Below are 13,029 nucleotides of genomic sequence, written 5' to 3'. Positions count from 1 at the left end.
GGGTCAAAATTAGTTATTTACTGAATCGGTGCAGATTTGCGATCCGCCAACCGGTGGAGCAATTCCTTCTCTCGGCATAACTCATTCTAAGCAGGTTTGCGAAAGCAAAACTGCCAAGCATGAGTATAAATAGAACGGCAGAACTGTCATAAAGTTCTGCCGTCATTGGTGATTCAAAATTATAAGAAAGCCAGATCCGGCATCTCTTCATTCATTTTCCATTTCTCTTTCCACGTCTTTATCTCCCCTACCCGACAAATTGATTACAGAGACCTGGTTTTTGCCTTTCAGGTGTTTTACTGCCAAAGCAATGGCATGTGCTGATTCAATAGCCGGGATAATTCCCTCGAGTTTTGAAAGGAGGTAGAATGCATCAATAGCTTCAGTGTCGGTGATGCAGTGGTAAGTAACACGACCTGTTTCCTTTAGGTGTGAATGTTCCGGGCCCACTCCCGGATAGTCCAGTCCTGAAGCAATTGAATACGCTGTTGTAGGTTCACCCTTTTCATCCGTGATACAATAGGAATAGGTTCCCTGGAACACCATAGGTTTCCCCAATACTAATGTGGAGGCCGTTTTGCCACTACCCGGACCTTCCCCACCACCTTCAGCAGCATGTATCTCAACGGCAATATCTTCCAGGAATCCTGAAAAAAGGCCAATCGCATTGGAGCCGCCACCCACGCATGCAAAGATAGAATCCGGCAACTTGTTTTCCTGCTCAAGGATTTGCTGCCTTGCTTCTATTCCAATAATACTCTGGAAATGCCGGACCATCGAAGGGTAGGGGTGTGGGCCAACAGCAGAGCCGAGCAGGTAAAATGAATCAGGGTGTTCGATGTAATAACCAAGGGCAACATCCACAGCATCTTTTAATGAGGCCGTTCCAAGATCTGTAGTGATGACTTGCGCACCCAATAATTTCATTCGCTGAACATTGAGTTTCTGACGGGAAGCATCCCTTGATCCCATGAAAATTTTACAGGGTATTCCAAAGAGAGCCGCCGCAGTAGCTGTGGCCACTCCGTGCTGGCCAGCCCCGGTTTCCGCAATAATTTCCCGGGCATTCATATGTTTGGCTAAAAGGATTTGTCCCAGGCAATTATTGATCTTATGGGCACCTGTATGGTTCAGGTCTTCCCGTTTGAGATATATCTTACTCCCGGTGTATTCTGATAACCGGCTTGCATGATATAGTGGTGATGGTCGACCTACATAATGCTTGAGATAATAGTGGAACTCCAGCATAAAATCGGGGTTCTTGACAGCAGCATAAAAGGCTTCTGATAATCGTGCGAGTGGTGCTTCAAGGACAGGGGGAATAAAACTGCCGCCAAATTGTCCAAAGTAGCCTTCTCTTGTCTGGATAGATTGTTCTCTGTACATAGTTATTGAGTTTTAGGTTAAAAAAAAAGGCCGCCCCATTAGGGAGCGGCCTGGCAAAATATGTTTGCACATGCATAGAATCAGCTGTCCCTACCTGGAGATTTATAACCGGACCACCACCAATTCATGAGCATTATCATATGTTTTCTGTTTTTGTGTCTTACAAAAGTACAAAAAATCTCTGGATTAAGAATCCTCTTATTTATCAGAAGCAATTTTAATTAGAATGAGTTTTTAGGGGGGGAGGAGCTGACAGGCAGTTGTCAGATCATCAGAAATATAGTGATACCATTACTTACTTAGCTTAAATTCGAGAGGAAGATTGAACTGAACCCTTACAGGTTTACCCCGTTGTTTCCCCGGTATCCAGGGGGGCATCATGGAAATAACCCGTTGTGCTTCTTCATCGCACCCTCCGCCTATTCCCCTGAGAACCTTTGAATTAGTGATCATACCATTGGTCTCAACAATAAAAGAAATATAAACCATTCCTTGAATACCAGACTCTTTAGCATTTTCCGGATACTGAATGGTCTCAAGGATGAATTTATGCATTGCGGCAATGCCTCCTTTAAACTCAGGCATCTCTTCAACAACCATTAAAACAGTTTCTTCATCCTGGCTGATTGCAGCCGTCTTTGTTTTGGAAACTGATGGTGCAGACATTTCCCTCAAATCCACCACTTTTTTTTCAGTCCTTATTGATTCATTGGCAGCAATTTCTTCCTTCACTTGTTCAGGTGTTGTTTCTTTTTCCCTGGCTATAACAGGCGTCCTGATTTCATCTGGTTGTTTGTTTTCTGTGACAATGTCATAGTCATTGAGTTCTATATTTTCACTGACAACAAGGCTTTCTGAATCGTCATTTTCAGTTGAAATTGTATTGGAATGAGCCCTGTTGAGTTGGGGTAACTTTTCGGGTTGAACAGCTGTTTGATTTGTTGTAGCAATGGTTTCAGCTGTTTGTTTCAGAGAATCAGCAATGATTTGGGATTCTTTTGATGTTAAAGCCAGATGATCCTTCCTGAGAGGCCGCATTTGTATCACATAATAGATTCCAAGGAAAAGGATAATACTGGCTGCTAAAGCGATCCAGCGGTAAGGACCAGGCATTTTCCTCATTTTTCGAACAGAGGCAGTTTCCTTATGGACGAGCACCCTTCCATGCAAGCGCTCATTGATCTTATTGATGCGTTCAGTATAATTTCCTGCCTCATAGGTTGACGTTGGACGAGCAGCTGGGGAAACCAATGATCCTTCTTTCTTTTCCTGCTGCGACAACCACAAGGATAGTCCCTCCACGGAATCTTTGCAAAATTCACAATGGTCAATATGGTCCTGAACCAATAAACGGTCCGGGCCAGTAAGCCTGTCAAGCGCAAATCCTTCAAGAGATTCAGCGGTAAGGCAACCCGATGAAGTAAAGAGGCTTTTATCTGTAGGATCGTTTTTCTTCATTATTCACGGGCTTTTTCAAGGAAAATTTTCAGGTTTCTTTTGCCATTCTGAAGATAACTCTTCACTTCATTCATGCTATAACCGGTCTGGTCAGCAACCTCTTTGTAGGATTGTTCCTGCAAATAGAAAAGTTCGACACATCGTCGTTGTGCTTCATTTAACTTTCCTATGGCAGCAATCAGCAATCCTTCGTCATCGTTCCTGTTTTCACCCGATAATAGATGCACGGCCTCTTCCGATTCCATAATCTCCGATTGCAGGTCTTTCAGGATTTCCTGCCGGCTGCGCTCTAATGTTTTATGATGTCGCAGGTACATCAGGCATTGGTTTTTGGCAACTGTATAGAGCCAGCTTTTAAAATTCTTTACTTCTGTTTTTTTCAGCTCTTCAAACAGGCGTTCAAAAACCATCATTACCATATCTTCAGCCTCAGCTTCATTCCCCAGGTATTTCATGCAAACCGGGAATAAAAGATGGGTATAACGCTCAAAAAGCAATCCAAGACAGTTAACATCTCCCTCTCGGGCATAGCGATTCACCAACTGCTCATCAGAAAGATGATCAAGTTCTTTCGACGGATGTTTGCGGCTGTTGAAAAGATGTTTTGGCAATTGTGTTGCTTTTATACAAAGGTATTTAAATTCAATAGAATTCATGCCAGCCTTTGTAAATCAGCAGTTCCCGGGCTAACTTAACAGGATATTGCCAATTGCATAATAAAGGTTGCGATTTCAATTTGAATGATGCTTGATTGCAACAGTGCAATTGAATCTGTACTCAATCGCAACGAATTTGCCCCAAAGGGGAGCCTTTGGTTCAAAGCAAGATTCTTGCAGATTGAGTTATGCCGGGGCGCACAGGTATCCTCCGCCAGCCGGCGGATCGCAAAATGATTCAGCAACGGTATAAATCAATATTCCTGCAGACTATCGGCACCACTATCGAAAACCTTCAAGATTTTTAGAACATTTTTGTAAACGTCCGGCATGAAACATAAATTCATTTCTTCTTTCTATTATTCTGGAATTCAACACGATGGATCGATAAATTAATAAAAAAATCATCATCAAAAGACTTGTTGAAACCAGAAAGGCGATCAAGAAAGGTGAGAATGAAAGGATCGGATTGGAGGGGATCATGAATTCCTATGGCATGAGTTTTCCTGGAAGCGGATAATTGGAAGCCTTGTCCTGTCACCCATGTAAAATTGCATTGGCAACCGGGCTTTTGATGATCTGTGATGTTCATTGATGAAAAAGCACGATGGGAAATACCGGTATCTTTAAACCCTGGAATAATGATTACCAGATCGGTAAAGGGGGTATGGGATGAAATGGAGAGTGGTTTATGTCCGGCATTTAGTGCAATACTGGTGAGACTATCGTTAAGATCATACTTCCAGGTTTTACTGGACCGTTTAAATAATGGGGATAAAAACACCCAATGGAGATAAATTAACAAATAGGAATTCATAGGATTAGAATATTAAAAGTTAATAGATACTAAAACGAACTATTACTGAGCAATGGAATCCATCTTACTATTGCAGGTTATTCAATGTCTGCTCGTGAATTTCTTTATTAATAAATGATTGAATATCAGCAACCAGGTTGAAAATTTTGGTTTGATCCATACTTGTAGCCGGCAATTTACTGGCTGATGATAAAGCTGTGATATATTCTTTTAAAAAGGTATATAGAGTTTGGTTATACTCCTTCTGGAAATCGTTGACGGATTGCTCAAGATCCGGCATCCTGGAGGCAATTGATGCACATAGGATAACCCTGGGATCTCTAAGATATTTATGGAATTCTATATTTTTTGTATTAGGATCAGGGAGTAGTGAAGCCAGTTTAACCAGGGTATTAGTATCATTCACTTTGATGGATTCTGATAATTGGATTTTATAGGTTTCAACATTTACCTTCAAATATTTATACCGTTGTTTAACTTGTTCAAGGCTATTCAGGTACTTGTCTGAGGCAAGATTTAATGCATCATAAAAATTGATGTAAGGCTGTAGTTCCGACCTAAAAGATTCAATGTTTTTTTGATTGAAGGCATCTGAAGTACTTGCCGTTACATTCCTGACCTTATTGCCGTTTTTTTCTACAGACAATGTAGTTGTCGAGAAGCCAGCCACCGTGCTGATTATAGCTGCTGTAACAGAGGTAATCGGGTTGGTGTTGGCAATGGTGGAAATCACCGGGTTATTTACCAGTTTTGAGATGACTTGTCCAAAACGCAATTTCTCATTTTCTGATTTCAACTCGCTTATAAAGCATTTTTCTGCAGCAGCCATGATTGTTTCATTGAACCTGAATCCAAGTATATCGCTGGTAGGGTTATTTGCCTGTAATAACTTGGTAAACAGTCCGGTAACAGCTATTTTCCCCGACGTATTCAGAAAGTCAAAATTGATCTTTGAAACATGGTTAAATGCTTCAAAGATTTCAGTCCGGACAGTAACATAAGCCATACTGTCTTTTGTTCTGATCTGGTTTTTTAACTCCATATTTTCCCCTTGCATGGAACTATACAGCTGACGTAATTCAAACAATTGCTTTTGTACATTATCAGAGTTTGTCTGAGTATATACATGTGCAAAAGGAATGACTCCAATAAAAACCGATACAATGAATTTGAACATGAAAAACAGAATACAATCAATTAAAATATAATGGGATTACAGGTAGATGTAATTAATGAACACTTACATCTGTTTCTAATTCCACTCCCCACCAATCCATTACATCAATGTTGATTTTATAGACTTTGATTTTTAGTTCGGGATGAGAAGTGATAAAAGTCTCGATTGCAGCAAAAGTTGTATTGTTCAGTTTATGAAAATATTTAGCAAAATACACTACAATGTAATAATCGTATCCTTCCTCTATCTCAATTATTGCCTGCTGTCCATTTAAAGTAAAATACCGGTCAAGATCCATTCGTAAATTAAGTGTTGAATCCAGGTTGACTTGATTCCTCGGGGGAATTGTATCAAATGTTCCCAGGTCTGACAGATAACCCTCACAAGAAGCCCAGTGAACGATAGGAGAACCAAGATTATCATATACTCTTAGTTGAGACGGCCTAAAGCTTGGTGGCCAACCCGGTTTAAAGGGGGTAGAGCGCAAATATTCAAAAAGCATACTATCGATAGCATAAGTATTTTCAATCGATTGATCAATTTTTACCAAATATTCATTTATGCTTTTTGCAGATTCAATTTTCGGTTTTCGCATTCCGGCTAATCTGAAAATGACGGATTGACAGGAATTTGTAATTGCGAGTACAAAAATTAGAAAGATCATGTAATAAGTTTTCATTTTGTAAATATTAAAAAAGTGGATAAAAGCTGATTACTCGTAATAATCAATTTATTGATAGTTAATAAAATCAAATAATATTAAACATCTAGTAGTTAAAGAATCTTAGCATTACAGACAAATTGGATAATATTTGACTACACCCAAAAACCAAATACAGCATTGATCATTAATTATTGGTAACCAGATATTCGTAATTTCATATCAGATAAATCATAACCCCAGAAATCCATAAAATCTAAGCTTACAAGCAAATATGTCATTTTCAATTCGCTTTCATTATTCAGTTTCTTAATTTCTTCAACCCAGACATTTAAATGCTCTTTATTGAGTTTTTTACCAGCATATTTTGCAAAATAGAGAATTGCATAATAATCAGATTTTGTGAGATGTTTCAGTGACAATACCTGATTTGTTTTTGGATCGAGGATGTGAACAAGTCTGGAGCTGATATTTTCAAAACCTGTCGAATAAGTTTTATTATGCATCAATTGAGTAATAACGAATCACCCGCATGCACTTCTTTCTTATATGGAATAATTGCGCAACGCTCGCCTCGGACCCACGTTTCACAGTCATAAAAGACTTTAATACAAACAAAGATTTTTTCATTTGGCACATTCAACTTATCAAGAAATTCAGAGATTGATTCCTCTGTTTCTAATTTGGGATTTTTGATTCCTACCGCAAGTTTAATTAAAGTGTTGCAACCTGTTAAAATAGATATACAGAAAGTTGATGCAATCAATAAAAGAATTGTTTTCATAAAAGAAGATTTTAGGGATAAAAAAGGGAAATCAATACCATGGCCCTTAAACTCAAATTTCTAGAAGCAAAAGGTTTGCAACATTGGAAACCTTCCATTTACAGACATTCGGAAGATTCATCATATCCGATTGAAGCATTATCTGGATTGCTGGATTTCCCTTGGCAAACAAATCCATATCCGTCCTGGCATTCATCAACAAAGAATTGAAGTTTAGCAAAAAGCCCTAATCTGAATCCAATATAAATTGGCCTGGAATAGGATGATAATGCAGATAAGAAAAGCAGGCAAATAAGAACAATTGAAACTGAATACTTTTTCATAAACAATTAGAGATAAAAGGATTAATAATAGTAAAACTTTGAATAGTTGCTAATTTTTCCACTTTCGCAGTCCATCAACCATTCTACTGAATAGAGAACCAGGCGCCAGCTTATATGAAATCGAATCATACAAAACAGGGTTTAATTGAAATCCTTGCAATTTGAATTTGGGTTAGTTTGATTCATTCCCCGAATTTCTATGAGGATGGGTTGCAGGCCCAATATCATTCACCCGGGAAATCTTGATTCCACTCATTTTTTTAGGAGAAAAGGATGATCATGGATCGATTTCTTCTTTTTCTTTGACCCAGGATCACAACCATGCGTTTTTTCTTCCGACCCCAATAAGAAACCAGGCGATTATTCGTCTTTCTGTTCACAAAAAGTCTGGAAAATGAATTAGAATTCGTTTTTTTCATAGCAGTAAAATTTTATAATAAATAGAAAATACTTCGAAATCTCAATGCAGAATTACACAACAAAAATAAGGAGCTTTTACTCGAAGTGCTCCTTATTAGCTGAAAATATTTATTAACAATTTTGCTAAAGGACTTTATTTAAGTGGATTACCCAACACACTTTCAATCATCTCATATAATTCCGGTTTTCGGATAGGTTTTGAAAGATAATTGTCGGCACCGGCATGCATGATTCTTTCACGCTCGTCACTCATAGCATAAGCGGTTTGTACGATGATACGGGTTTGAATTTTCCGTTCCCTGATTTCCCGCAGGCAGTCGTATCCATTTTTGATAGGCATATTGATGTCCAGCAGAATGATATCCGGGATTCTTTGTTCCAGGAGTTCCATCAGCTGGCTTCCATCATTTACATGGATTAGCTCTGCATGGGTATCCTTGAGCAACTGATTAACATAGAGATAAGAATAGGGGTCGTCTTCGGCAATAATGATAAGCTTACTTGATAGGTCAAGTGTTCGTTTACCGGCCAGGGCGAGGTTTTTCTTCGATTTGGCTTCAATATAGGGAATAGAAAAGCTAAAGGTAGCGCCATCACCTTCATTGGATTCCACTTTTATACTTCCCTGGAGAAGTTCAATGATTCCCTTTGAGATACTTAATCCAAGTCCGGTTCCTTTGTGGGCGCCATTCTCAGTAGCTTGCCGGAATCGCTCAAAAATCAGGTCAAATTTCTCAGGAGGAATGCCTATTCCACTGTCTTTTACAAAAAAACTGAGAAAGGGTGTTTCCGTGCGTGTTTCAATATCATAGCCAAATTCGATAAAGCCGTTTTCGGTGAATTTGATCGCATTATTGATCAGGTTTATAATAACCTGTTGAAGGCGATTAGCATCTGTAATAGCCTTAATATTCTTGTGATTTTCGGGAAGTTTCAGAACCAGGCTCACATTTGGCTTTGTTTTGAGGAGGTCTGAATTAATGAAAGTATAGTAACAATTGCGACAAACATCATCAATATTGCTTTCTCCAAGGAACACTTTAAGTTGGTTTGCTTCAAGTTTCGAGATATCAATTATATCATTAATGAGCTGCATCAATTGATTACTTGAGTTCGAGATGATGAGTGAGAATTTTTGTCTTTCTTCCTCAGTGATATCTTTATCGGACAATAATTCAGAATATCCGAGGATTGAATTCATCGGGGTTCTGATTTCATGACTCATATTGGCGAGAAATGCAGACTTCAGTTTATCACTTTCTTCTGCTTTTTCTTTCTCTTTGATCAGGTTGATTTCCATCCTTTTTTCATTGTCAATGTCAATGATAGAAGTACGGATAACCGGTATTTCTTCTGTACCAAGGGTGGTATCCTTCACACTGATCAGGCGCGCAAAAAACACCTGGTCACGACCGCGATTCATTTTTATATCGCAGCTTTGGGGTTGTTTCTGCATGATAGTTTGCCGCATATGGAAATAGAAGGTATCCTGGTATTCGGCCTGGATAAATTGTGTAAAGGCACTTTTCCTGATCTTGTTATAGTCCCAGTCCAGCAGAGAACAGCCGGTAGCATTCACATCGATAATTGAATAGTCTTTCCTGATTAAAAGATAACCTATAGGTGCAGTATTAAAAAGATCGGCATAGCGGTTCTTGATAAGTTCTAGCTCGGTTTGTGCTTTATGGAGCTCCTCATTCTGGTGTTCTAGTTCGATTTGGTATATATTCAACTCTTCAATCAAAGATTCAAGATCCTTTGTATAATGTGGTTGATCATTGATACCCCGCTTGAGCAGCAGTTGCTCTGCTTTATTTCTCAGTAGTGAGCTGTTTTTCTTGTCCGCTTTCATAAACAGGAAGGTTTGCTGTCAGGATGTTTGTGGTTCTGTTTTATTTTTGAGATTGTAATACTTCTTCTCAATTACTTACAAAGCCTGGGCTTTGTTATCATCTTCTTTTCCATGCACCTCCTGAAGAAGTTTTTCTGAAGTAATATTCATAATGGCTCCCGAGAAGATAAGTGGTTTCGCTCCGGAGTCATATTTAATAACCCGTCCTTTATCTTTATACCAACAATATGATCCATTACGTGCCAGAATCCGATATTCTGCTTCATAGGAATCCGATTTGCCAGCCAGGTGTTGCTTCATTGTGTTCATCACCCGGTCCCGATCTTCTTCATGAATAAGATTGATCCAATCGCTGAACAATGAGCCGATTTCACCCTGTTCATATCCCAGCATCGCACTTCTTGCATCACCTGAAGTAACCATATTGGTTTGGCAATTCCATTCCCACCATGAAATACCACCAACTTCCATTGCCATGCGTAATCGCTCAGATAATTCATGAACAAAGGTTTCTGATTTTCTGAGAGTCGTTGTATCCACGAATGTTATAATGATTCCAGCTACTGCATTTTCTGCTGTCCGATATGGAATAATACGCATCAGGAACCAGTTCTTCTGCTTGTCAGGAACTTCAACATGTACCACTTTAAGACTATCAATCACCATATTGACATCATCAATAAAGTTTTTATAAAGATGATCGAAAGATAAGTGGTGAATTGGTCGTCCAATATCTGAATTCAGGATATGGGTAAGGTCGGAGGCTACCTTATTGACTTTTCTAATAGTAAGGTCCTGGTCGAGGAAAAGGGTGCCTATGTGAGTGTTTTTCAACAAGTTATCCATATCGGCATTAGCTTCAGTCAACTCTTCGATCTTTTTAAGATGCTCAGAGTTAACTGTATAAAGCTCCTCATTTACTGATTGAAGTTCTTCATTCGTACTTTGAAGTTCTTCATTGGACGCAATTAATTCTTCGTTTGACGATTGCAGTTCTTCATTGGATGTTTCGAGTTCCTCTACAGCAGCCTGCAGGTTTTCACTTTTATATTGCAGCTCCCTTTCCAGTTCTTCAATTCTTTCCTGGTACTGTAAATTGAAATCAATTTTTTTAGAGGAACGAAGCGGAACTGCTTTACTTTTCTTGTCTTTTTCAATGAATGACACGATATAGAAGCAGTCTCCATTCTTTTTATCAAGGATTTTTCTGCTGGAGATAGTAAGGAGTTTATCCGTGATTTCAGGGACTTCAATTTTTTCCAGGACGACTTCCTGAGAGGTTTTTTCTGCTCTTCGCAAAAGGCTGCTAATAAGGATGCCCAATTCTTTTGGAAGCATCTTTATGAGGTTCAGACTCACTTGTCCTACCGGCAGTGAAATATATTTATTCACCTGGTGAATAGTGTGCACAATATCCAGATTTTCATCCACTAATACAGATGGAGGGGCAAATTCACCTAAAAGGTCACTAAAGATTCTCTCCAGGTTAAAAGTCTTGATTTTCCCACGGGAATAAAAAACATCCGCATTCTTCAACTCGGCCCTTAGTTTCTGGGTTGAGGCAGCAGCCATATTGTCGATTATATAGGGCCTGAAACCAGGTGATTGCCTGTAAATACGGGATTTATTATCGATTATTGAAAACCCTTCTGACATATTTCCCAGCGACTCACTACTTCCAAGGAATAGAAATCCCTGTGGCACAAGTGATAAGTAAAACAATGCCAGCACTTTCTGCTGAACATTATTGTTAAGATAAATTAATAAATTTCGGCAGGAAATGATGTCAATTTTTGAGAAGGGAGGATCCTGAAGCAGGTTGTGTCTTGCAAAAATGACCATGCTTCGGATGGAGTCATTCACCTGGAAACGTTCACCTTTACGAGTGAAATATCTATTGATAATATCAGGTGAAATATCAGAAATGATACTATCAGGATACTGTCCGGCTCCCGCATATTCAAGGGAATTAGAGTCAATATCCGTAGCAAAGATTTTAACTTCTTTATGTATCGAATTCTTATGCATGAATTCTTTAAGCAATATCGCAATGGAATAGGCTTCTTCCCCGGTGGAACATCCGGCAACCCATACTCTTAGTGTTTCATTAATTGCGGTTTGTTTGAACAGGTTGTTTAACACCTCTTCGGAGAGTTTGTTATAAGACTCCTCGTCCCGAAAAAATCGGGTAACCCCAATGAGCAATTCATTGAACAAGAGGTGAATTTCCCGTTGATTATCAGCCAGAAATCGCACATAATCATCTATTCTGTCAAATCGATTGATGCTGATTCGCTTTTCCAGTCTGCGAATGATGGTGTTCTCCTTATAATTTGAAAAATCTACTCCTTTATGATCACGGAGGATAGAGATTACTTTGGAAAGCTGGTTCTCATCTTTATTTATCTGATGTTCAATTTGTTCAGTTTTACGAATAAGAGGGTGTTTCACATAATTCACCAATTCATCTGCAAGTTTTGCTGGAGGCAGAATGAAATCCACCATGCCTGTTGAAATAGAACTGCGTGGCATTCCATCGAACTTGGCAGTCTGGTCATCCTGAACCATTGCAATTCCACCATATTCTTTAATTGCACGGATTCCAAGTGTTCCATCGCTGCCTGTACCTGATAAGATAATTCCAATAGCACTCTTCTCCTGATCTTTTGCAAGGGAGCGAAGAAAGATGTCGATAGGAAGGTTTAAAGATCGCCCGGGAGCCTGCTCATTTAGGAGTAATTTTCCATGAAAGATGGTCATGTTCATTCTCGGGGGTATGAGATATATGTGATTTTCCTCAACCAACATTCCGTCTTCCACACGATGAATGGTCATCTTAGTGTATCGCGCCAGTAGTTCATCCATAAGGCTTTTGTAGTCCGGAGATAAATGCTGGACAATGACAAAAGCTACCCCGGGATCTGGTGGCATATTTTTAAAGAATTCCTGCAAAGCTTCTAATCCACCGGCAGAAGCCCCTATCCCTACTACGGGAAAATCAACAGCAGAAACTGCTGTACTGTCATGGCTTTTCCTTGTATCGCCTGATTTATTCACCTGTTGATTCTCCATAATAAGCGACTAAACAATTATTTTTCAGTTGAATGAATACTATTTAACAAAGTATAGTTCATGCAGTTTACAAGTTGGTCAGGTAGTTTTTGTTTAACCTATTTGACTTTAAATTCATCAAAAATCAAAGCCATAATCAATGGGTAAAACCAGATTTGGTGAAAGATGTTATTGATATCAAGAAAGATGGACTGGTTAAAAAAAACCTTCTCCACATTCAGATGTCAATGGATTATTGCAAACAATTTAACATACAAGCATATAAATTGTTTGGTGGCAATTACACATATTATTCACCTATTATTTGGAGATTTAGTACTGAAATTATTGGAATTAGGATTTAATTCTTTCTTTGCATTTTCAGATCAGGTTTTATCCACCTAAATACTCAACTCTTTTAGAATCTGTATGACTGTTTCTAAG

The 13,029-nt window shown here is 38.9% G+C and carries 13 protein-coding genes; all 13 read right to left on the bottom strand.

The annotated features are described in order from the left end of the window. Positions 1-13: 13 nt before the first annotated feature. The 13 genes from IPH84_02140 to IPH84_02080 all read right to left on the bottom strand — a co-directional run bounded on the left by IPH84_02140 (position 14) and on the right by IPH84_02080 (position 12,606). Positions 14-211: a hypothetical protein gene (locus tag IPH84_02140; protein MBK7172042.1), complete on the bottom strand. Its 198-nt coding sequence runs from the start codon at positions 209-211 to the stop codon at positions 14-16. Further along, positions 208-1,386, bottom strand: coding sequence for a tryptophan synthase subunit beta (gene trpB, locus IPH84_02135; GenBank protein ID MBK7172041.1), 1,179 nt, complete (start codon positions 1,384-1,386; stop codon positions 208-210). The genes IPH84_02140 and trpB overlap by 4 nt, the downstream gene beginning before the upstream one ends. A gap of 291 nt (positions 1,387-1,677) precedes the next feature. Beyond that, positions 1,678-2,844, bottom strand: a complete 1,167-nt coding sequence (locus IPH84_02130; GenBank protein MBK7172040.1) for a TonB family protein — start codon at positions 2,842-2,844, stop codon at positions 1,678-1,680. Continuing rightward, positions 2,844-3,455: a sigma-70 family RNA polymerase sigma factor gene (locus IPH84_02125; protein MBK7172039.1), complete on the bottom strand. Its 612-nt coding sequence runs from the start codon at positions 3,453-3,455 to the stop codon at positions 2,844-2,846. Before IPH84_02125 ends, IPH84_02130 begins: the two co-directional genes overlap by 1 nt. Before the next feature lie 388 nt (positions 3,456-3,843). After that, positions 3,844-4,317 (bottom strand): hypothetical protein, encoded by a 474-nt coding sequence (locus tag IPH84_02120; GenBank protein MBK7172038.1) that lies wholly within the window; start codon positions 4,315-4,317, stop codon positions 3,844-3,846. A 67-nt stretch (positions 4,318-4,384) separates the two neighbouring features. Further along, entirely contained in the window at positions 4,385-5,494 is a 1,110-nt protein-coding gene (locus IPH84_02115; GenBank protein MBK7172037.1) for a hypothetical protein, read from the bottom strand. 52 nt (positions 5,495-5,546) lie between these two features. Further along, positions 5,547-6,089: a hypothetical protein gene (locus tag IPH84_02110; protein MBK7172036.1), complete on the bottom strand. Its 543-nt coding sequence runs from the start codon at positions 6,087-6,089 to the stop codon at positions 5,547-5,549. Between the two features lie 257 nt (positions 6,090-6,346). Next, positions 6,347-6,661, bottom strand: coding sequence for a hypothetical protein (locus IPH84_02105; protein ID MBK7172035.1), 315 nt, complete (start codon positions 6,659-6,661; stop codon positions 6,347-6,349). After that, the gene (locus IPH84_02100) at positions 6,661-6,939 is read right to left on the bottom strand and encodes a hypothetical protein (protein MBK7172034.1); all 279 of its coding nucleotides are present in this window, start codon (positions 6,937-6,939) and stop codon (positions 6,661-6,663) included. The genes IPH84_02105 and IPH84_02100 overlap by 1 nt, the downstream gene beginning before the upstream one ends. A gap of 98 nt (positions 6,940-7,037) precedes the next feature. After that, complete coding sequence (locus tag IPH84_02095) at positions 7,038-7,262, bottom strand: hypothetical protein (protein ID MBK7172033.1); 225 nt, start codon at positions 7,260-7,262, stop codon at positions 7,038-7,040. Positions 7,263-7,522: 260 nt separating this feature from the next. Continuing rightward, positions 7,523-7,681 (bottom strand): hypothetical protein, encoded by a 159-nt coding sequence (locus tag IPH84_02090; protein MBK7172032.1) that lies wholly within the window; start codon positions 7,679-7,681, stop codon positions 7,523-7,525. Between the two features lie 134 nt (positions 7,682-7,815). Next, entirely contained in the window at positions 7,816-9,534 is a 1,719-nt protein-coding gene (locus tag IPH84_02085; protein MBK7172031.1) for a response regulator, read from the bottom strand. A 75-nt stretch (positions 9,535-9,609) separates the two neighbouring features. Beyond that, a complete protein-coding gene (locus IPH84_02080; protein MBK7172030.1) occupies positions 9,610-12,606 on the bottom strand; it encodes a PAS domain-containing protein in 2,997 nt (998 codons plus the stop codon). Positions 12,607-13,029 lie beyond the last annotated feature (423 nt).

The organism is Bacteroidales bacterium, from assembly GCA_016707785.1.
In the GTDB taxonomy this organism is placed as follows: domain Bacteria; phylum Bacteroidota; class Bacteroidia; order Bacteroidales; family UBA4417; genus UBA4417.
The sequence above is the reverse complement of the archived record's forward strand: the minus strand, read 5'-3'. Positions and strand labels throughout refer to the sequence as shown.